Here is a 20153-nt window from a genome sequence, read left to right as displayed (position 1 = left end):
GCCGGGTCTGTACACGCAAAAGTGGGGATCCTGCATGTCCATAGCGAGCCGTGTCACCGCGCGACGTCTCCTGGGTACGGGCGCCGCGTCGCTCGCCCTCTGTGCCGCCACCGTCGCCGCCGCCTCGGGCGCCTGGGCCACCGACACCCCCGGCGGTGACGGCTGGAAGTCGGGCGGCGCCTACCACCCGGGCACGGGCGCCGGCACCAAGACGGAGGCGGACCGCTGCCAGTTCTCTCTGGACGGCGTCAACTTCTTCGACTCGGTCAAGGTCGACGACCAGACCCTGAAGCCGACCGACGGCGGCAAGATCCACGTCAAGGTCCGTACGGCGGGCGACGCGACGACCTGCACGGCCTCCCTTGCCTCGTACCTGGCCCACGGCTCCTCCTTCGCCACCTCCGGCGAGCAGGTGTTCGTCGACTTCGACTCGGTGACGGTCAAGCAGGGGCAGACCGACTCGCTCGACATCGCGGTGCCGGACGCCGGCTGCTTCGCGCAGATCGACCTCTACCGCGGCGCCGTCAAGTTCGACGGCAAGCTCGACGCGAAGGACGGCTTCGAGCACGGGGACCTGCCCAAGGGCCCCGACCACCCGGTCATCAAGGACAAGCTGATCGCGTCGTGGAACGGCGGCACGAAGGACTGCACGACGGCCGAGGAGTCCCAGCCGCCGGCCACCCCGCCGGCGTCGACCCCGGCGACCGAGCAGCCGTCGACGCCGGCGCAGGAGACGACCCCGCCGGCGTCCGAGACCCCCTCGACCGAGGCCCCGACCCCGTCCGCCTCGGCGTCGGCCTCGGCGCCCGCGCCCACCCCGAACGGTGGCGGCGGCGGTGACCTCGCCGAGACCGGTGGCGGCAGCGACTCCGGCATCATCGCCGGCGGCGCCGCGGCCCTCCTGGCCGCCGGTGCGGCGATCGTCGTGGTGACGAAGCGGCGGCGCACGGCCCGCTCCTGAGCCATCCCGATACGAACGCCCCGGAGACCCCCGCTCCGGGGCGTTCGTCATGCCCGGTCCGCGAACGCGCCAGAGGTGTGGGCCCCATGACCGCGCCCGGACCGGTCCGCGGGCGGTTCAGCCCCCGGGCCTGCTTCCGGATCAACTCGGCGCCGCGGTGCGAGGCCCGCACTCCCTCATGATGGCGCGAGCAGCCCTCTGCGGTTCCGCGATTCCGGCCACCGAGGCGGAGTAGGGCCCGGTCCGGCGCCCGGTCCACGAACCGTTCTGGGCCAGATCCAGGGCCCGGTCCAAGGCCCCGCCCAGGACTCGACCCAGGACCCGACCCAAGGCCCGGTCCAAGGCCCGGTCCAAGGCCCGGTCCAGGGCCCGGTTCAAGCCCCCGGAATCTCGACCGTCTCCAGGTACAGCTTCACGAACCGCTCCACGTCCACCTCCAACGCCACGTCCACGAGCGGCTGTTCTCGCAGCCCCTCGTGGATCTCGGACTCTCCGGGGCGCGGGCGCCGGTCGACGACCGTCTGGCCGCGGGACGGGCCCGGGGCGAGAGAGACCTCGACGGGCAGCAGGCTGGTGGTGATGCCGACCGGGTCGACGACCGAGCACACCGCGCCCGCGTCGCCGAGGCCGCCCGCGTCCTCGGCCTCGGCCTCGGCGGCCTCGCCCGGGTGGGCCGGCCGGTGGGCGAGGAGTTCGCCCGCCAGCCGGGCACCGGGCTCGGAACTGGCGCGCAGCCGGTGCACGGCGGCGCTGGGGACGACGACCTGCGTGAACACGTCCAGCCCGTACATCGTGATCGGCACCCCTGCGGTGAGCAGGACCGCGGCCGCCTCCGGGTCGTGCCAGACGTTGAACTCGGCGACCGGCGTGGCGTTCCCGGTGGCCACCGCGCCGCCCATGAAGACGATCCGCTCGATGTTGCCGGTCACCTCCGGGTGGGTGCGCAGGAGCAGCGCGATGTTGGTCAGGGGCGCCGTGGGGATCAGGGTGACCGGGCGCGGGGAGGCGAGGATCTCGCGGCGCAGCAGGGTGACCGCGTCCACGTCGGCGGGAGTGCGGGTGGGCGCGGGCAGGCCGAGGTCGCCCATGCCGTCGATGCCGTGCACGTGGGCCGCGGAGCGCGCCGGTTCGATCAGCGGGCGCTCGGCCCCGCGGCCGACCGGGATGTCGGGGGCGCCGGCCTGCTCCAGCACGGTCAGGGTGTTGCGGACCACGCCGTCGACGTCCGTGTTCCCGGCGACGCAGGTGACGGCCCGCAGGTCGAGCGCCGGGTGGCGTACGGCGAACAGCAGGGCCAGGGCGTCATCGACACCTGTGTCGCAGTCGATGATCACCGGGATGGGCTGACCGGTCACGGCCGCGCTCCTCTCTCTCCACGCTACGAGGACGACCCTACGCAGCTGCCCACAGTTCGGCGCCACGGGCTGCGGCACATACGCCGATCCGCTCCAGCAGCCGCTCCACCGGCAGGGCCCCCGGACGCCGCCCGTCCCGCAGTCGTACGGCCGCCAGGTCGCTCTCGGCCTCCCGCTCGCCGATCACCGCCTGGTACGGCACGAGGCGTGCCGCCCGGATGCGGGCGCCGAGGGTGCCCTGCTCGGGCCCGGCGAGCTCGGCCCGCAGCCCGCGTGCCACGGCCCGGCGCACCATCTCCTGGCCCTGTGCCATCTGCGCGTCCGACACCGGCAGCACGACGAGTTGCACGGGCGCGAGCCACGCCGGAAAGGCCCCGCCGTGCTCCTCGACCAGCTGCGCCACCGCCCGCTCCACGCTGCCGATGATGCTGCGGTGGACCATGACCGGGCGGTGCTTCGCCCCGTCGGGGCCGATGTAGTGCAGGTCGAAGCGTTCGGGCTGGTGGAAGTCGATCTGAACGGTGGAGAGGGTGGACTCGCGTCCGGCGGAGTCGGTGATCTGGACGTCGATCTTGGGCCCGTAGAAGGCGGCCTCGCCCGCCACGGCGTCGTACGGGAGGCCGCTGCTCTCCAGCACCTCCTTCAGCAGCCCGGTGGCCCGCTCCCACAACTCCGGGTCGGCGACGTACTTGCCGCCCTCCCCCGGCAGGGACAGCCGGTAGCGGGCGGCGCGGATGCCCAGGTCGGCGTAGGCGCGGCCGATGAGTGCGAGGGCGGCGCGTGCCTCGTCCACCGCCTGTTCCAGGGTGCAGAAGATGTGGGCGTCGTTGAGCTGGATGGACCGTACGCGGGTCAGGCCGCCGAGGACCCCGGACAGTTCGGACCGGTACATGCCGCCCAACTCGGCGATGCGGAGGGGGAGTTCACGGTAGCTGTGGGAACGGGAGCGGTAGATGAGGGCGTGATGGGGGCAGAGACTGGGCCGCAGCACGACCTGTTCGCTGCCCAGTTCCATCGGCGGGAACATGTCGTCGCTGTAGTGGGACCAGTGCCCCGAGATCTCGTAGAGCTCGCGCTTGCCGAGGACGGGTGAGTACACGTGCCGGTAGCCGGCCGCGCGTTCCTGGTCCCGGATGTACTCCTCCAGTGCGTGCCGCACGATCGCCCCGTCGGGCAGCCAGTACGGCAGCCCCGCGCCCATCAGCGGATCGGTGTCGAACAGGTCCAGTTCACGGCCGAGCCTGCGGTGGTCGTACATGGTCGGTCTCCTCGCGGGTCAGGGGTCTCACGGGCGAGCGACCGACGACGAAGCCCCGGGGCACTCGCCCCGGGGCTTCGGACTTCCAGTCCAGTGATCAGCGCGCCGGGACACTCTCCGGCGTCGTCGTGAACAACGAATGGGCGCGCTTCATGGGAGGACGGTAACGCGGGGGCGGGGAGAGGGCGACTGGTTTTCGGGGGCGGGACGGGGCGGTCGCGAGTCTCCTTCCGGACGGGGAGCGGGTGTACGGGCTGCGCGGGTGTGGAGTCGGCCGCAGGCGTGCCGCGGGTAACCCGGACGGACCGGCGCGCTGGTGAGGTGGCCCGGGGGGTGATCCATTGGAGACGCACCGATCGTGACCAGGGAGGACTCCGATGATCCGCACCCCGCACCGCGTCCTCCTCGCCTCCGTGCTGACCCTGGGGACCCTGGTGAGCGTGAGCGCGTGCGGCCTCGGTGCGCAGGTGAGGGTCCAGGCGCCCGCCCCTTCGCGCAGCGCGAAGCCGGCCGGGCCCCCGACCGGGCCCCCTTCCTCCCGCCCCCTCACCGAGGCACAGGCGCACGCCGCGCTGGTGACCGAGGGCGATCTGGGAGCGCCCTGGGCGTCGACGCAGGGGACCGCGACCTGGCGGGACGGCGTGCTCAAGGCGACCGCCCAGGCACCCGACTGCCGACGGCTTCTGGACGCGCTGTACACCGACGACCTGTTCGGGGCCGCGAGCGGGCCACGGGCCGTGACCGCGCTCGACGACGCCATGGACCAGGCGCAGTTGCGCTACCAGGTGCTGGCCCTGTCTCCCGCGGACGTGAACCGGACGCTGGCGTGGATGAAGACCTTGACGGCGACGTGCGGACGGTTCACGGCGGTCACCGATTACGGCTCCGTGCAGGACGTCCAGGTCAACGAGGCCGCACTGCCCGATGTCGGGGACGCCCGGCAGGGGCTGCGGCTCACCTTCGCCGGGCGGACGGCCGACGGCGAACCGACCATGCTCACCCTGGACGTCGCCGCGGTCCGCATCGGTGACGACACCATCGCCCTCACCCACGGCGGCCCCGGCGTGGTGTCGGCCGACGCCACGAGGGCCTTCGTACAGGTGGGTGCACAGCGACTGGCCGACGTGCGGAAACAGGCGCGGCTGCGCGTATAGCGCCCTGGTCCGAGGTCGGGGTTGCGTTCGCGCCCGAGTCCGACGTCTCGGGTTTGCGTTCGCGCCCGAGTCCGCGGTCGCGCCCGTGTCCGTGTTCGTGTTTCGGCGGCTAACCGAGCTTGTCCACCGCCTCCTTGGCCTCCTTCAGGCCCGCACCCGTCGCCTCCCGGTACGCCTTGATCGCCGCGATCTTCTTGCCGTCCCGCAGCAGGGCGTCCACTTCGTCCGACCACGGCTCCCGCTCGCGCAGCCCCAGGTGGCCGAGGATCAGGTCGAGTTTGTACTCGACCCGGGCAACTCTTTTGTCCTGGCGGGAGATCCGGCTCTCCACGCTGCCGATGCCGATGAGTATGAGCAGGGTGATCAGGGAGAATCCAAGAATGTCCATGCCACGATCCTAGGATTCCTCAGCCGCCTTCCAGCATCACCCGGTGCGCGACCACGTCGCGCGCCACGTCGAGCGCGGTACGGCCCTGCGTGAAGGCGCGGGCCCGCAGCCGGGCCGTCGCCTCGTCGGCGTCGACCCCGAGCTGCGCCATGATCATGCCGATGGCCTGGTAGACCTTGTCGTGGTCGGTGGCCAGCCCGCCCAGCCAGCGCTCGCCCGCTCCGCTGCCGGCCTCCTCCCGCGGCAGGGTCATGACGGCCAGCGTCATGACACCGGCCACCATCAGCGCACGGTTCAGCTCGTCTTCGGTCAGTCCACCAGGGGTGGCACGGTAGAGGTCGAGGGTGCCCACGGTCACCGTGTCATTGCCCAGCGGCAGCGAGTACACCGCCTGCACCCCCGCCGCCGTCACCTGCTGTGCGAACACCGGCCAGCGGCACACGTCCCGGCCGGCCGTCAGATCGCAGGCGAGCACGGGGGCAGCGGCCTCGGAGGCGTACAGAAACGGCCCGTCGCCGAGGGTGGTCTGGAGTTCCGCGAGATACGAGGCCTGGTCGCTGCTCGCGCCGAGTCGGACCGACATCCCGTCGCTGCGCAGCGACACACTCGCACCGACGACCGGCAGCAGCGTCACCGCCACCCTGCACAACCGGGCCGGTATCTGCGCGGGTTGCGCGTCATGCACCCCCGCGGCGATCACCTCGGCGGTCCTGAGCCGGTCCGGGTCGCGCTCCGTCCTTCCCGAACACGCGTCGTGACCGACCGAACGGAATCCTTCACCGGCCGGGCGGGGATCACCGCCGTAGAAGCCGTGACGGTCGTCCTCGGGCCGCACGACCACCGCCTCCTTCGATCGCAGCGGGACTGGCGTCGCGCCCGCTCGAAACCACCGTCCGAGTAGCCCTGCCCACAGGGGTGAAACGCCAGGAAGGACAGCATTGGTCGAAGAACGGCATTGGTCACAGAGGAGGCTGTGCGGGTGCGGGGCCGAGGGTGGTGGTGCCCGGGGCCGTGCGGTGGCCGAGGCCCGTGCGGTACGCGTCCAGGGCCGCCTCCACCCGGCCGGTACGGCGCAGCAGATCGCCGAGCAGCCGGCACAGGTCGGCCAGGTCGCCGACGGCACCGGCCCGCTCCAGCAGGCTCAGCGCACGGACGTAGTGCTCCTCGGCGGCCTCCGTGTCGCGGGCGTCCTCGGCGATGATGCCGAGGAGGCGGACCCGCACACCGTCCGGTACGGCATCTCCGGCGCATAGGTCCGCCACTGCGCCCGCGTCAGTTCGGCGCCGCCCGCCCGCGCGCACACCGCCCGGAGCGCCTGCTCGGGGTCGACCGTGTAGCGCTGGAGCGGAACGTGCGCGCTTCCGGCGTACAGCGTCGTGCCGCCCGAGCCGAAGGCGAGCGAGTCGATCGCGTCGCCCGCCGTGGTCAGCGGGCCGCCGAGGGGCTGTTCGGTCGCCACGTCCCACAGCTGGAGGCTGCCCGCGGAGCCGCCGACGGCCAGCGTGCGCCCGTCGGGGCTGAAGGCGACCGCGCTCACGCCCTCCGGGTCGGTGCCGTACGGGGCGGGAAAGACGCTGCGCAGGACGCCCTCGCGGTGGGCGAGGTCCCCGTCCCACAGGGCGACCCGGCCCGTCTGGTCGCCGGCCGCCAGCAGCGAGCCGTCGGCGGTGAAGGCCAGCGCGCCGGTCTGGTCGCCCTGCACGAGGTCGTGTCCGTCGGCCCGGCCCGAAGGCAGTCGGACCGCCCGGCCCTCGCCGACCAGCAGCTCTCCGTCGGGGCGGACGGCGAGGTGGCTGCCGGTCACGCCGTTCAGGACCGTCGTACGGTGCCGGCGCGGGATGTCCCACACCTCGTCGGTCATCTCGCCGATGTCCGGGGTGCGGGCTGCGCTCAGAGTGCGGCCGTCCGGGCCGAGGGCGATGTCGATCAGCGCCCCGCCCGGCAGGTCCAGCGAGGTCACGGCCCGCCCGTGCGGCACGTCCCAGATGTGGACCCGCTGCGCGACGGCCAGTCGGCCGGGCGCCGAGACGCCGTACGCGAAGCGGGTGCTGTCGGGGCTGAACGAGGCCAGCGCCTGGGTGTCGCCGGGGACGACGGGCACGGTGGGGTCCTTGGAGACGGGGACGCGTACCGGTGGCAGGGTCCGCAGGACGCGGTCGTCCGTGGTCGCGTGGAGCCGGAAGACGTACCGGTCGCCGGTGCGCTCGGCGGTGGCGTAGGTGCGGCCGTCGGGGCTGAACCGCACCTCGGACGCCGGAGTGGCGCGCCAGCCGGAGGTGACGGCCTCCCGGAGGTCGAGGGTGTGGACGGTGCCGCCCTCCAGATAGCGCAGGAAACGGCCGTCCCGGTCCCAGACCGGGCCGCCGCCGCGCAGGTGCTGGTTGTTCAGCGCGTACCGGAAGACGGGTGCCTCGGTGTCCGCCAGGCGCCACACCCGGATCTCCGTGCGGTCGGCGGTCGCCAGGAAGGCGCCGTCCCGGCTGAAGGCGGCGTACTGCACCCCGGTGTCGCCGAGGTCGGCGCTCCGCCGGCCCGTGCGGGTGTCCCAGATGCGGACCCCGGTGCCGGTGGCGGCGGCCAGCCGGTCGCCACCGAGGATGAGGAAGGTGCCGATGCCCTCCTCGCAGGCGTGGTCGTGCTGCCAGGCTCCGGTCACGACGCGGTGCGCGGACGTGTCCCACACCTGCGGGGTGCCCCCGGTGGCGCAGGCGGCCGCGAGCCGTCCGTCCTCGCTCACCGCCGTCATCGCGGCGTCGGGTGCCCGGGCGTCGAAGAGCACGCGGCCGTCCGTGACCGAGCGGAGCCGCAGCCGGTCCCCCTGGGTGGTCAGGAAGGACCGCCCGTCGCCGGAGAAGAAGACGTCGCCCGCGTCGCGCACGGCGTGGGAGCCGCCGGTCCAGCGGCCGGTGGCCGTGTCCCACAGCCGTACGCCGTCGTGTACGTCCACCCCGAGCACCCGGGCGTCCGGGCCGGCCTCGTCGACGGTGCCCTCGGGCACCCGGCCCGAGCCGACTACGCGCTGGGTGGTCACGTCCCAGGCGCGCCAGGAGCGGCCCTGGGCGCTGAGCATGATGCGCCCGGTGTCGTCGAGGGTGCGCCGGGTCTCGTCGACGGGCACGGGGCCGGTGAGGGTGCCCGTCTCCGGCTGGGCGAGGGAGCCGAGCAGCGCCCGGCGGGTCTCCGGCAGTTCGGCGACGCGCCAGGAGGCGGCGCCGAGCAGCAGCGCGGTGCGCGGGTCCGTGGTGCGCAGCGCGTCGGCGATCTCGGCCACGCGGCGGGCCGCGGACTGGGTGCGCTGCCGCTGGTTGTCCGTGTATTGGCGCCAGACGGCGAAGCCCGTCAGCAGGGCGACGGCGACGACCGCGGACAGCGACGCGGTCAGGATGCGGTGCCTGCGGCTGATCCGGACGGCGGCCAGCACCTCCCTCTCGCGGACCTCGCACGAGGCGGTGAGGAAGGCGCGTTCCTGCGCCGTCAGCGCGGGGTCGGCCTGATGGTCCGGGAACAGTTCCTCGGCGCGGGCCAGCCGGGTGCCCCGGTAGAGGGCGCCGGGGTCGCGGTCGTGCTCCAGCCAGGAGCGGACCGCGTCCGCGAGCATCCGGTGCTGGCGCAGCCGTTCGCGGTCCTGCTCGATCCAGCCGTGCAGCCGGGGCCAGCAGGTGATGAGCGCCTCGTGGGCGAGCTGCACCCCGTCCTCGTCGGCGGTCAGCAGCCGGGCGCCGGTGAGCCGTTCCACGACGACCGGCACGTCCGGGTCCGCCCACTCCTCCAGCTCGGGCCGGGTGAGCGGGCGCCGGGTGTCGGGGGTGCCCTGGCCGGGTTCGACCATGCGCAGCAGCAGATGCCGCACGGTGCGGGCCTGGGCCGGTGACAGGCCGCCGTAGACCTCCTCGGCACTCGCCGCGATCGCGCCGCGCACTCCACCGGCGGCCTCGTATCCGGCGAGGGAGAGCATCCGGCCCTTGCGGCGGCGCCACGTCTCCAGCAGGACGTGCGAGAGCATCGGCAGGCCGCCGGGCTCATCGAGGACCTCGTCCACCAGGCGGGCGGTCAGTGTCCGCTCGACGAGACAGCCGACCGCCTGGGCCGGTCCGACCACCGCCTCCCGCAGCTCGTCCGCGGTCATCGGGCCGAGCAGCAGCGCGGCACCCAGCAGGGCGTCCGCGAGTTCCCGGTGCTCGCCGCAGCGGGTGTAGAAGTCGGCGCGTACGGCGACCAGCACGCGCAGCCTGCTGCCCGCATCGCGGGCGGCGAGCAGCAGGTCGATGAAACGGGAGCGCTCCCGCGGGTCGCGGCAGAGGGTGAAGGCCTCCTCGAACTGGTCCACGACGACCCAGCTCTCCGGCTCGTCGTCGGCCGGGGCGAGGAGATGGCCGTAGGTCGCGGCGGGCGTCGGGCCGGGGGTGAGGATGCGCAGCGTCGCGGGGCAGCCGCGAGCCACGATCTCCGCCTGCAGCCGCGGGATCAGTCCGGCCCGCAGCAGGGACGACTTCCCGCTGCCCGAGGGGCCGAACAGCACCGCGAACCGGTGCTCGCACACCAGCTTCCCGACCTCGTCGACCACGCGGTCCCGGCCGAAGAACAGACGCTGGTCGGCCGGTTCGAAGCGAGCAAGGCCCCGGTACGGCGCCGGCGCGTCCTCGCCGGGGTCGACGGGGGCCCGGCTCGCCTCCTCCTCCGCTTCCTTCCAGCGGGGCACCCATTCGACCGGGTCGCCGCCGCAGGCACGCACATATCCCTCGACGACGGCGAGGGACGGCAACCGCTCACCGGCGGCGGCCTGTGACAGCGTTGTCGCGGAGAAGCCCGCCACCTTGGCCATGGCCCGGTAGGAAGGACCACCGGCGGTCCGGCGCAGCTCCCGCAACTCGTGCGCGAGCCGCTGCGCGGGACCGGCCTGCGGGTCCAGCGGTCTCTCGGGACGCCCCATGCGCTCCTACCTCCGTAGACCTGGCGAAAGCGGCATCAGGAACGATGACTGTACGGGTCGCCAGGAAACCGTCGAGTGCAACGGAGATGACGGGTGGGTGACGGGGGACGGTTTCATGTCACCGTGCTTTTCGCGTCACGAGTTGATTTCCCGGCGAGCAGGGGCTGCCGATCAACTCCTCCCTTGCGAATCTCGGTCGTGGCACCGGCCGATCCCCCGCGGCCGCCGGGGCCGCACTGGAGGAGAACCCAACCCCATGCCCACCAGCACGCTGCGCCGGCTCGGCTTCTGGGTGACCGTCTCGTCCGCCCTCGCCGGGGTGATCGCGGTGTCCGGGCTGCCCTCGCTCGCCACGGCCGCGTCCACCCCCACCAAGGCGGGACAGGTGCGGATCATCGATCGGTCCTGCCCGGTCGTTCTGCCTTGATCACTCGGCTTGATCAGTCGCTTGATCAGTCGCTGTACCAGTCGGCTTGATCAGCCGGCTGTCGGCTGTCGGCTTGATCAGCCGGCTGTCGGCTGTGGGCTTGATCAGTTCGGCAAAAGCTCGTCCCCAGTTAGCAGAAAAGCCTTTCCGTCCCACCCCCGCCTTGCCAGTCTTCGACTCTGTGCCGGATGTCATGTCCGGAACGAGTGGACCGTCAACAGGAGCCCCCATGCCCCGAGCAGTCACCAGCACGAGGACGTCCCGCCTCGCCCGAGCCGCCGCCGTCGCGGGCAGCGCCGCCGCCCTGACCCTCGCCCTGCCGGGCAGCGCCTGGGCAGGCGTGCTGCAGAACCTGCCGGAGAACGCGACCGCGTTCCAGAAGAACTTCGAGCCCCTGTACGACTACGACACGGACAGCTGCTACCCGGCCGCCGCCATCGACCCGAGCGGCACCCTCAACGGCGGCCTCAAGCCGACCGGCCCGATCACCGGCGAGTGCCGCTCCGGCCACCTCGGCCAGGCCAACACCTACTCGCGGGCCAAGTGCAACAACGGCTGGTGCGGGATCATCTACGCCAGCTACTTCGAGAAGGACGAGGCATCCCCGGGCATCGGCCACCGCCACGACTGGGAGTGCATGGTCGTCTGGGTGAAGCAGGGCGCCGACACCCCGTCGTACCTGTCCGCCTCCGCCCACGGCGGCTTCAGCACGCACCCGATCGCCGACGTCCCGATGAGCGGGCAGCGCGTCGAGGCCGTCTACCACAAGGACGGCGCGTCCACCCACGCCTTCCGCTTCGCCAAGTGGGGGGAGACGCCGGAGAACGACACCGGTGCCTGGCACCAGGAGAACCTGATCACCTGGGACAACCTGGCGGCCGGCCTCCGCGACACCCTGAACGCCTCCGACTGGGGCAACGCCAACTTCCCGCTCCAGGACACCAAGTTCGCCGGCCACCTCGACAAGGCCAAGCCGAGCGGCATCACGTTCGACCCCTACGCCTGAGCCGTGCGGCGGTCGCGGAGTCGACTGCTCCGCCACCGGGATTGATTGCGCTGACGAAACGGGGTGCCGACCAACTCCGCGACCGCGAAGGTCGATACCGGCCCCCCAGAGCCGCGGCCGCCGACGCACACTCCCCCCTGGCGTCGGCGGCCGCTTTGCGTACGCTGCGTGGATGACCTCTGCCGCCGCGCGCACCGCCCTCGTCCTCACCGCGGATCTCCCGGTCGCAGGCCTTGAGGACTTCTACCGGGACCTGCACCGGAACCCCGAGCTGTCCCTCCAGGAACACCGCACGGCCGCCAAGCTCTCCGAGCGGCTCGCCAAGGCGGGGTACGAGACCGCCGAGGGCATCGGCGGCACCGGAGTCGCCGGGCTGCTGCGCAACGGCGACGGGCCCGTGGTCCTCCTGCGCGCCGACATGGACGCGCTGCCCGTCCAGGAGGAGACCGGGCTGCCGTACGCCTCCGAGGTGCCCGGTGTGATGCACGCCTGCGGGCACGATCTGCACATGACCTGGCTGGCGGGCGCGGCCGAGGCGCTGGCCGGCGGGCGGGACGCCTGGTCCGGGACGCTGCTCGTGGTGGGCCAGCCCGCCGAGGAGACCGGACAGGGCGCGGCACGGATGATCGCGGACGGACTGTACGAACGTTTCGTACGGCCCGACGTGCTGCTCGGGCAGCACGCGGCACCCGGCCCGGTCGGGTTCTACGCCCATTCGCCGGGCCTGATCATGTCGGCGTCGACCGACCTCGACATCGTCGTGCACGGCACGGGCGGACACGGTTCGCGTCCGGAGACGACCGTCGACCCGGTGGTGACGGCCGCGTACCTGGTGACCCGGCTGCAGACGGTCGTCTCCCGGGAGATCGCCGCCCGCGAGTCCGCGGTGCTGACCGTCGGGCGGATCGAGGCGGGCACCCGGCACAACATCATCCCGTCAAAGGCGTGCATCTCCCTCAACCTGCGCACCCAGTCCGACGAGGTGCGCGAGCGGATGATCACCGCGATCCGGCGCATCGCGGCCGGCGAGGCGCTCGCCGCCGGATGCCCGCGGGAGCCGGAGGTGACCGTGGGCGCGACCTTCCCGGTGACCATGAACGACGCCGGCACCGACCGCCGGATCGCGGCCGTGCACGAGGAGGTGCTCGGGGCGGGGACGGTGCTGGACTTCGGGCCCGTGATGGGCAGCGAGGACTTCCCGTATCTGGCGCAGGGCGGGATCCCGTACTCCTACTGGTTCGTCACGACGACCCCGGCCGAGGTGTGGGACGCGGCGCCCGGCAACGAGCTGATGGAGAAGTTCCTGGCCGTCCCCAGCAACCACAGCCCCCGCTTCGGGCCGGATCTGTCGACGATCACCCCGGGCGTGCGGACCCTGGTCTCGGCCGCCCTCGCGTACCTCGCCTAGCTCCCGCCTAGCTCTGCGTCTGCAGCTGCCGCAACTGCCGCTGGACGTGGTCCAGCGCGCCCTGCCGACGCCCCGGCACCCGGGCGCGCAGGTCGGCGAGCGACGCACCGAGCTCCCGCGCCGCCGACGCGTCCCGGACCTGCCCCCACTGGTGGTGCGCCCGGTCCACGGCCGCCTCGACGGCCGCCGTGTCCGGGCCCTGTCCCGCCGACAGCCGCGCGACGGCCACGCCCAGCCAGGTACGGCAGCTGCGCGAGGGATCCCCGGCGAACATCGCCAGGTCCGCCCGCACCTCGGCCCAGTGCAGGGCCTGTTCGGACCCGGGCCCGTGCGCCTGCACGGCGGCTTGTTCGTGGTGGGCGGCGAGGGCATCGGCGTCGGGATGGCGCCCGGACCGGACGGCGACGGAGATGGCGGAGTGGGGATCGGCCTCACCGGCCGCGCCGCTGTGGCGCCCGTCGGCAGCAGTCGGCCCGTCCGGCGTTTGAGGACGAGGCTGTTCAGGCAGATACGGGGGTCTGGGGGCGAAGCCCCCGGGGACAGCGGCCCCCGCGACACCCGCCGCCGCCAGCACAAGGTCCGCATAGCCGTCCACGCCGACCCGGGCCAACGCCTGCTGATGAAGCTCCGCGAGTTCGGGCCTGAGGCCACTGCGCAGGATCGTCGCCGCCGCCTTCATATACGTCGGAACAGCGACCGTGCGCCGGGACGGCGGCGGCGCGATACGACCGTAGACCGCGTTGTTGCGCCCGGAGTCGAGCGGGTTCGCCCGCAGCCACTCCCAGGTCTCGGGGTCCGCGTGCAGGTCGAGGACGAGGGTCGTGGACCCGGCCGCGCGCAGCCGCAGTTCCTCGCGGATCCAGTGCCAGGGCAGAGCGGTGTAGCGCACCGTCGAGGGCGTCGTGCGGGCCAGCGCCAGGTGGGGCAGCCGCTGACGGCGGTCGAGCTGCAGTTGTCCGGCGACGAAGACCGTGAGCGGCCCCGGGGCAGCCGCGGCCGCCCGCAACCGGGTGAGCACGGCCTGCGGCTCCAGCGGGTCGGCGAGTTCGACGACGTTGGCCGTCTCCGTGCCGGACAGGACGGCGGGCGGGACGGCCGCGAGTACGGGGAGCACGGACGCTGCGTCCACCAGACAGCCCTTGCCCGCCGGGGATGCGGCAAGCAACAGCACGGTTCCCGGCATCGTTCCCTCCCCATCCCCCGTCGATCACTTAGGCAGCACCGTAACCGCTGCGGCTGCAAAGGTGGGTCTCAGGACTGCAAACGACCGTGCTCCGCCTCCCTCGCGACGACCCGCCGAACAGCCCGCCGAACGGCGAAGACCGTCGTGTCGTCGGCGGCCGTGAGATGGACGGCGGCGTGGTCGAGGCCGCCCCAGCCGGGCGGGGTGGGCGCAGCACTGTGCGGCGTCCGTGCACCCGGCCGGCCGCGGCAGCCGCTCGGGGCACCTTCTTCATGGGCCCCATGAGAAACATGTCCCCACTCCCCGTGCATCCGGGCTGCCGGCCGACTTGCCAGGGCCTGTGTCCAGGTGTGCTCTGGTAGTCGGGGGCGAGGAGAGAGAGGAGCGCTCTCATGGCTCATGCGGCACCCACGTCCGGCGGCATGATGGGCAAGGTCAGGCTGAACCGCGCGGCCCGGCCCACCCGCACGCCCGACCTGTTCGACGAGCGGGTCCATGCGGCGGGGCGGTACGGGATCCCCGTCGTACTCGGACTCCTCTACGGCTTCTGGGCGGCGGCCAACCGGCGCGGCGGCGGCGAGGTCACGGGCTGGAACATCCTGTTCGGCTTCGTCACCGCGGCCGTGTTCATCGTGCTGTGCATCGCCGTCGCGACGTTCGCGCCGCTGCTGAAGCGGGAGCTGCACTCGCTGGTCAAGTCGGGGTTCGCCGGCGCCGCGGTCGGCTTCCTCTACAGCCAGACCGGCGAGTCGATCTACCGGTCGGTGGCGCTGGGCGTGTTCGTCACGGCGGGCGTCTTCGGGGTGTTCTTCTACCGCTACTACACACGCGAGGACGCCCTGGGCAACCGCGTCCGCTGACGGGCACACCAGTACGGCGCGCCTGTCCGGCGCGGGGCGGGCGAGCGCGCGCGGTGCACGTGCCCGGTGCCGGGCGCGCGCGGCGCACGTGTCCGGTGCCGGGCGCGCGCGGCGCACGTGTCCGGTGCCGGGCGGGCGCGGCGCACGTGTCCGGTGCCGGGCGCGCGCGGCGCACGTGTCCGGTGCCGGGCGGGCACGCGAAGGCTGCACACCGTCCGGCGCCGACGCGTGGGCGAGCGCTGCCTATCCGTTCCGTCCGGCGCCGGGCGGGCGGGCGAGTGCGGCGCAACTGTCCGGCGCGGGGCGGCGGGCCCGCAAAGGCCGCACCCCGTAGTGAACCCCGGCGCTGACGCGTGGGCGAGCGCTGCCTATCCGTCCGGTGCCGGGCGGGCGGGCGAGCGCGCCGCAACCTGCCCGGCGCCGGGCGAGCGCGCGAACCCTGCACACCCGTCCGCCCCGGACCGGCCAACTCGTCCGCCCCGGACCGGCCCACTCGTCCGCCCCGGACCGGCGTGCGAGAGCGGTGCGCCCGTCTGTTGACCGGTGCGTAGGTGCGGTGCACCCATTTGGAGTCGTAGCGCTCGCGCACCCCGCCGCCGGGCCGTTGGCTGGAGGGGTGGCCCCTCGTCCTGCGCGCCTGCGGAGCGCCCTGTCGGCGGCGCTGATCGCCCTCGCCTGCCTGTTCGCGCCGTGCGGCGCGCTCGCGGCCTGGGCGGCGTACGACCTCGCCGACACGGGGCGCTACGTCACGACCATGGCGCCGCTGGCCGCGGACCCGGCCGTGCGGAACGCGATCGCGGACACCGTCGGCGCCGGAATCATGGACCAGGTCGACGACCGGGTGGACGTCCGGCCGCTGCGGGGCACCGTGCGCCCCTTCGTGCACGACGCGGTCCACTCCTTCACCGGTACCGAGACCTTCCGGCTGGCCTGGGACTCCGCGAACAGGGCCGTCCACGACGCCGTGCTGCGCGCCCTGCACGACGAGAGCGAGCGGGACGTCACCGTCGACCTCGCCCCCGTCACCGCCCAGGTCAAGCGCCAACTCGCCGTGGAACACGTGCCGTTCGCGAACCGCATCCCGGTCGAGCACACCGAGGTCTCCGTACTGCCGGTCCAGGAACTGGACCGCCTCCGGAAGGGATTCCACGTGCTGGAAGTCGCCGGTTTCTGGCTGCCCGTCGCCGCCGTCGTCCTCGCCGTCTCCGGAATCGCCGTCGCCACCTGCCGCCGCCGCGCGATCACCGCGACCGCGCTCGGCACGGCGCTCGGCGGCGCGCTGCTCGCGCTGGCCATCACGATCGGCCGCCGCCTCACCCTCGCCGACCTCCCCGAGGAGGACCACCAGTCGGCTACGGGCGCCGTCTACGACGCCCTCACCGCGACCCTGCGCCAGGCATCCTGGCTGCTGGTCGCCCTCGGCCTGACGGTCGCGCTCGGCACCTGGCTCAGCCGCCGGGTGCACGTGCGGGTGCAGGGCCAGGCACCGGAGGACGGGCCGCTCAGGGCGGATCCTGAGACTGCCGACCTGGACATGACCATGCCTTCCCCGGGTGACCCCGGTGACCCCCTTGCCTGGCGCAGCACGCGCACGCCAAGGACCTGAGCGTCTCCTTCGCCGACGCCCGCAGGGGCAACCTGACCAGCCCGCCACACCACGGCCCGGCCGGGCGGTCACGCCGACACGACCCACAAGGTGCCGGACCACGGCGGACCGCCGGCCCGGCCCGAGACCGCACCGGCAAGCGTCCGCGGCGCCCGCTCCAGGTCCGGTACTCCGGCCGGCCCGAGCCCGGACCGAACCGCGTGGGCCGGGCGACGACGATGCCGTGCACGGCCACCACAGCCACGTCCACAGGCCGCCCGTCCACAGGCCCGTCCTGCCCGTCCGCCGCCGGCATCCAACCGCACCCGCCGGCCACCTCAGCAGCGGACAGCACGAGTACGAGACGACCTCGCCTCGACCTGCTCAGCGGACGCCGCGGGCCTCTCCTGCGATGTCGGCAAGCGTCCGCAACGCCCGCCGAAGATCCGGCACCGTGGCCGACGCGAGCCCGAGTCTGACGGCGGCCGGGGTGCGGTGCGGGTCGACGGTGAAGGCGGGGCCCGGCGTGACGGCGATGCCGTGTGCGGCGGACGCGGCCGTGAAGGTGTCCGCGCGCCAGGGGGCGGGCAGTTCCCACCAGGCGAAGTAGGCCCGCGGATCGGACCGTATGCGGAAACCGGCGAGCTGCTCGGCGACCAGTCGCTGTCGCAGCGCAGCGTCCTCGCGTTTCGCCGCCACCAGCCGCTGCACCGTCCCGTCCCCGATCCACCGCACACCCGCCTCCAGCGCGAACCGTCCGGCGCTCCACCCTCCCGACCGCACGGCCGTAGCCACCCCCTGTGTCCGATGCGGCGGTACGACGAGGAAGCCGACCGTCAGGCCGGGCGCGACCCGCTTGGAGAGGCCGTCGACGACATGGGTGAGGTGCGGGGCGAGCGCGGCGAACGGGGCGTCCCCCGCCTCGTCGAGGAAGGACCAGATGCGGTCCTCGACGACGGGGAGCCCCAACTCGTCCACCACATGGGCAAGTTGCCTGCGTCGCTCGGTGCTCATGCTCACGGACGTCGGGTTGTGCAGCGTCGGCTGGACGTAGAGGGCGGACAGCCGGGCGCCCGCGACGGCCTCCGGGCGCAGGCCCTCGTGGTCCGTGGGGAGCGGGACGAGGGTGATGCCGAGCCGGGCTGCGACCTCCTTGACCAGCGGGTACGTCAGCGCTTCGACACCGACCCGGCCGCCCGGCCGGACCAGGCAGGCCAGCGCGGCGGCGATGGCCTGGCGGGCGTTGCCGGTGAAGAGCAACTGACCGGGAGCCGGGCGCCAGCCGGGCGTGGCGAGCAGGGCCGCCACCGCCTCGCGGGCCGCCGCGGTGCCGGTGGCGGACGCCGGACGCAACACCTCGGTGAGGACGTCGGGGCGCAGCAGCGGGGCGAGGGCGGCGGCGAGCAGCTCCGACTGGCCGGGCGCGGAAGGGTAGTTGAGCTCCATGTTCACCGGTGCCACGGTCGCCGGTTCGATGAGCGCACGCCCCGTGGGTCCCGTACCCGCGGCCCGCACGAAGGTGCCACGGCCGACCTCGCCGACGACCAGCCCCCGCCGCACCAGCTCGCCGTAGGCCCGCTCCGCCGTCGAGGCTGCGATCCCGTACCGACGGGCGAACTTCCGCTGCGGAGGCAGTCGTTCGCCCGGCCGGAGCCGTCCGGCGGTGATGTCGTCGGCGATGCTGTCGGCGATGCGCCGGTACGCGTCCACAAGCCCAGCCCCCTGCTGTCATTGCACCGAGGGCAAAGATCTTATTGCACCGACGAATTGTGCCGATCTAGGGTCGAGGCCATGGCAGTCCCGGCAGTCCCCCTCGTTCTGATCCACGGCCACCCCTTCGACCGCACGATGTGGAACCCGCAGCTGGAGGCGTTCTCCGCCGCCCGCCGGGTGATCGCCCCCGACCTGCGCGGCTACGGCGCCTCCCCGACCTCCCCCGCGATCACCCGCTTCGAGCAGTTCGCCAACGACATCAGGACACTGCTCGACGACCTGAAGGTGGAGACCTGTGTCCTGGCCGGCCTCTCCATGGGCGGCCAGATCGTGATGGACTTCTACCGGCGGTTCCCGGGCCGCGTCCGCGGCCTGGTCCTCGCCGACACCTTCCCGGCCGCCGAGACACCCGAGGGCGCCCGCGCCCGCCACGCCACGGCGGACAGGCTGCTGCGCGAGGGCATGAGCGGGTACGCCGACGACGTACTGGAGAAGATGGTCGCCCCGTACGCCGACGCGCGGGTCAAGGCCCACGTCCACGGCATGATGACGGCCACCTCCCCGCACGGCGCCGCGGCGGCCCTGCGCGCCCGCGCCGCCCGCCCCGACTATCGCGAGCTGCTGAGGACCGTCAGCGTCCCGGCCCTGGTGGTCGTGGGTTCGGACGACACCTTCACCCCGGTCTCCGACGCCGAGGCGATGCACGCGGCCCTGCCCGACTCGACCCTCCATGTCATCGAGGGCGCGGCCCACATGCCGAACCTGGAGAGGCCGAAGGAGTTCAACGAGGTGTTGGACCGGTTCCTGGCGCGAGTGGACCCGCGCCCGTAATGTCGTGTCGGTGACCATTCAGCCCGTCCGGCGCACGGGGGCAAGGCCCGAGGAGGGCCGCAGCGGGGGTCCGGGGGCCACGGGTCCGCGGAGGTTCGGCGCCGTGCTCTGCGGACTGCTTCTGGCCGGTGTGAGTGTCGTGGTCGGCTGCCGGGTCGCCGACAGCGACGGCATCACCCCGGTCCCCCAGGTCCTGGCCTTTCTGCCCTGGCTCCTCGCCCCGGCCGGATGCGCCCTCCTGCTCGCGCTGCTCGCCCGCTGGCGGCTGGGGATGGTGTGGTCGCTCGTCGTCCTCGGACTGCTGGCCTGGTTCATCGAGCCGTACGGGAAGACGGACGATCCCGGCGGCACTCCGCTCTCCGAGATCAAGGTGCTGACCTCGAACGTCGAGTTCGGACGCGGCACCGCCTCCCTCGTCCCCGTGATCCGCGCCCACAGGCCGGACATCGTGTTCGTGGAGGAGTGCGAGTACACCTGTCAGGCCCGGCTGAAGCAGGAGTTCGGCGCCGACTACCCCTACCGGCAGGCTGTGGCGGCCGGCGGCTCCGAGGGGTCGGTCATCCTCAGCCGCTTCCCGCTCAGGGGCACGGCGGAAGTGCCCGGCACCATGGGCATGCCCGGCGCCGTCGCCGACGTGCGCGGCCATGCCGTACGCCTCCAACTGGCGCACCCCATGCCGCCGTTGCCCGGCCAGGTCGGCCTCTGGCGCCGGGAACTCGGGCGGCTGCGGGACACGGCCGCCGCCACCCGCACGCCCATGGTCCTGGCCGGCGACTTCAACGCCTCCCAGGACCACGCCGCCTTCCGCCGCATCCTCGACACCGGCATGCGCGACGCCGCCCGGCTCGCGGGCCACGACCGCACGCCCAGCTGGCCCGCCCGCACCGCGCCGACGTTCGGCGCCCAGATCGACCACGTACTGGTCTCCCGGGACTTCTCCGCGAGCAGCGCCCGTTTCGTGGGCGTGGCCGAATCCGACCACCGTGCGCTGCTGGTGGACATCACACTCCACCAGCGCCCGCGCTGAGGCCGGCACTGCGGCCGGGGCACTGGGGTCGTCGCCGGAACGGACGAGTGCGGCCGCCCCGTGCAGG

General features: G+C 73.4%; 16 protein-coding genes and 1 pseudogene. 9 read left to right on the top strand and 8 right to left on the bottom strand.

Annotated features, from left to right (window positions below; translation table 11 throughout):
• The first annotated feature begins 34 nt into the window (after positions 1–34).
• Entirely contained in the window at positions 35–961 is a 927-nt protein-coding gene (locus tag OOK07_RS22230; RefSeq protein ID WP_266798116.1) for an LAETG motif-containing sortase-dependent surface protein, read from the top strand.
• Positions 962–1335: 374 nt separating this feature from the next.
• Here OOK07_RS22230 and OOK07_RS22225 read toward each other — a convergent pair whose 3' ends face one another.
• Both OOK07_RS22225 and thrS read right to left on the bottom strand, forming a co-directional pair.
• On the bottom strand, positions 1336–2316 hold the full coding sequence (locus OOK07_RS22225; protein WP_266798114.1) for a nucleoside hydrolase: 981 nt from the start codon (positions 2314–2316) through the stop codon (positions 1336–1338).
• A gap of 37 nt (positions 2317–2353) precedes the next feature.
• On the bottom strand, positions 2354–3574 hold the full coding sequence (gene thrS / locus OOK07_RS22220; RefSeq protein WP_266798112.1) for a threonine--tRNA ligase: 1221 nt from the start codon (positions 3572–3574) through the stop codon (positions 2354–2356).
• A gap of 377 nt (positions 3575–3951) precedes the next feature.
• Between thrS and OOK07_RS22215 the strand changes: the two genes are divergently transcribed.
• Positions 3952–4728 (top strand): hypothetical protein, encoded by a 777-nt coding sequence (locus tag OOK07_RS22215; protein WP_266798110.1) that lies wholly within the window; start codon positions 3952–3954, stop codon positions 4726–4728.
• A 109-nt stretch (positions 4729–4837) separates the two neighbouring features.
• Here the strand turns inward: OOK07_RS22215 and OOK07_RS22210 are convergent, their stop codons facing one another.
• The 4 genes and pseudogenes from OOK07_RS22210 to OOK07_RS22195 all read right to left on the bottom strand — a co-directional run bounded on the left by OOK07_RS22210 (position 4838) and on the right by OOK07_RS22195 (position 10046).
• A complete protein-coding gene (locus OOK07_RS22210) occupies positions 4838–5116 on the bottom strand; it encodes a ribosomal protein L7/L12 (RefSeq protein ID WP_266682523.1) in 279 nt (92 codons plus the stop codon).
• A gap of 19 nt (positions 5117–5135) precedes the next feature.
• Positions 5136–5957, bottom strand: a complete 822-nt coding sequence (locus tag OOK07_RS22205; RefSeq protein ID WP_266798109.1) for a GAF and ANTAR domain-containing protein — start codon at positions 5955–5957, stop codon at positions 5136–5138.
• Between the two features lie 118 nt (positions 5958–6075).
• A pseudogene (locus tag OOK07_RS22200) lies at positions 6076–6330 on the bottom strand (transcriptional regulator); the annotation flags it as partial.
• Positions 6258–10046 carry an nSTAND1 domain-containing NTPase gene (locus tag OOK07_RS22195; RefSeq protein ID WP_266798108.1) on the bottom strand — a complete coding sequence of 1263 codons (3789 nt, stop codon included), beginning with the start codon at positions 10044–10046 and terminating at the stop codon, positions 6258–6260. The gene OOK07_RS22195 and the pseudogene OOK07_RS22200, both read right to left, overlap by 73 nt.
• A gap of 256 nt (positions 10047–10302) precedes the next feature.
• On the opposite strand from OOK07_RS22195, the gene OOK07_RS22190 reads away from it, so the two are divergent.
• The 3 genes from OOK07_RS22190 (at position 10303) to OOK07_RS22180 (ending at position 12887) form a co-directional block, all read left to right on the top strand.
• Complete coding sequence (locus tag OOK07_RS22190) at positions 10303–10473, top strand: hypothetical protein (RefSeq protein ID WP_266682520.1); 171 nt, start codon at positions 10303–10305, stop codon at positions 10471–10473.
• Positions 10474–10702: 229 nt separating this feature from the next.
• Positions 10703–11479: an NPP1 family protein gene (locus tag OOK07_RS22185; RefSeq protein WP_266682518.1), complete on the top strand. Its 777-nt coding sequence runs from the start codon at positions 10703–10705 to the stop codon at positions 11477–11479.
• Positions 11480–11651: 172 nt separating this feature from the next.
• Positions 11652–12887 (top strand): amidohydrolase, encoded by a 1236-nt coding sequence (locus tag OOK07_RS22180; protein ID WP_266798106.1) that lies wholly within the window; start codon positions 11652–11654, stop codon positions 12885–12887.
• 7 nt (positions 12888–12894) lie between these two features.
• Here OOK07_RS22180 and OOK07_RS22175 read toward each other — a convergent pair whose 3' ends face one another.
• Positions 12895–14070: a hypothetical protein gene (locus OOK07_RS22175; RefSeq protein ID WP_266682516.1), complete on the bottom strand. Its 1176-nt coding sequence runs from the start codon at positions 14068–14070 to the stop codon at positions 12895–12897.
• 392 nt (positions 14071–14462) lie between these two features.
• Between OOK07_RS22175 and OOK07_RS22170 the strand changes: the two genes are divergently transcribed.
• Positions 14463–14930 carry a hypothetical protein gene (locus OOK07_RS22170; protein WP_266682515.1) on the top strand — a complete coding sequence of 156 codons (468 nt, stop codon included), beginning with the start codon at positions 14463–14465 and terminating at the stop codon, positions 14928–14930.
• 616 nt (positions 14931–15546) lie between these two features.
• Positions 15547–16536: a hypothetical protein gene (locus OOK07_RS22165; RefSeq protein ID WP_266798105.1), complete on the top strand. Its 990-nt coding sequence runs from the start codon at positions 15547–15549 to the stop codon at positions 16534–16536.
• A 363-nt stretch (positions 16537–16899) separates the two neighbouring features.
• On the opposite strand, the gene OOK07_RS22160 is transcribed toward OOK07_RS22165, so the two are convergent.
• On the bottom strand, positions 16900–18225 hold the full coding sequence (locus tag OOK07_RS22160; protein WP_266798103.1) for an aminotransferase-like domain-containing protein: 1326 nt from the start codon (positions 18223–18225) through the stop codon (positions 16900–16902).
• Between the two features lie 81 nt (positions 18226–18306).
• Here OOK07_RS22160 and OOK07_RS22155 point away from each other — a divergent pair, with 81 nt between their 5' ends.
• Together OOK07_RS22155 and OOK07_RS22150 are read left to right on the top strand one after the other, a co-directional pair.
• Positions 18307–19059 (top strand): alpha/beta fold hydrolase, encoded by a 753-nt coding sequence (locus tag OOK07_RS22155; RefSeq protein ID WP_266798102.1) that lies wholly within the window; start codon positions 18307–18309, stop codon positions 19057–19059.
• Positions 19060–19162: 103 nt separating this feature from the next.
• On the top strand, positions 19163–20086 hold the full coding sequence (locus OOK07_RS22150; RefSeq protein WP_266802002.1) for an endonuclease/exonuclease/phosphatase family protein: 924 nt from the start codon (positions 19163–19165) through the stop codon (positions 20084–20086).
• Positions 20087–20153: the final 67 nt, after the last annotated feature.

The organism is Streptomyces sp. NBC_00078, from assembly GCF_026343335.1.
Taxonomy (GTDB): Bacteria; Actinomycetota; Actinomycetes; order Streptomycetales; family Streptomycetaceae; genus Streptomyces.
This window is presented reverse-complemented; position numbering and strand designations above follow the sequence as displayed.

Excerpts from the sequence above, each read along its gene's own strand:
- OOK07_RS22190 (WP_266682520.1), top strand. The coding sequence starts at position 10,303 with ATGCCCACCAGCACGCTGCGCCGGCTCGGCTTCTGGGTGACCGTCTCG.
- thrS (WP_266798112.1), bottom strand. The coding sequence starts at position 3,574 with ATGTACGACCACCGCAGGCTCGGCCGTGAACTGGACCTGTTCGACACC.
- OOK07_RS22155 (WP_266798102.1), top strand. The coding sequence starts at position 18,307 with ATGGCAGTCCCGGCAGTCCCCCTCGTTCTGATCCACGGCCACCCCTTC.
- OOK07_RS22175 (WP_266682516.1), bottom strand. The coding sequence starts at position 14,070 with ATGCCGGGAACCGTGCTGTTGCTTGCCGCATCCCCGGCGGGCAAGGGC.
- OOK07_RS22230 (WP_266798116.1), top strand. The coding sequence starts at position 35 with ATGTCCATAGCGAGCCGTGTCACCGCGCGACGTCTCCTGGGTACGGGC.
- OOK07_RS22195 (WP_266798108.1), bottom strand. The coding sequence starts at position 10,046 with ATGGGGCGTCCCGAGAGACCGCTGGACCCGCAGGCCGGTCCCGCGCAG.
- OOK07_RS22210 (WP_266682523.1), bottom strand. The coding sequence starts at position 5,116 with ATGGACATTCTTGGATTCTCCCTGATCACCCTGCTCATACTCATCGGC.
- OOK07_RS22215 (WP_266798110.1), top strand. The coding sequence starts at position 3,952 with ATGATCCGCACCCCGCACCGCGTCCTCCTCGCCTCCGTGCTGACCCTG.
- OOK07_RS22185 (WP_266682518.1), top strand. The coding sequence starts at position 10,703 with ATGCCCCGAGCAGTCACCAGCACGAGGACGTCCCGCCTCGCCCGAGCC.
- OOK07_RS22170 (WP_266682515.1), top strand. The coding sequence starts at position 14,463 with ATGGCTCATGCGGCACCCACGTCCGGCGGCATGATGGGCAAGGTCAGG.
- OOK07_RS22180 (WP_266798106.1), top strand. The coding sequence starts at position 11,652 with ATGACCTCTGCCGCCGCGCGCACCGCCCTCGTCCTCACCGCGGATCTC.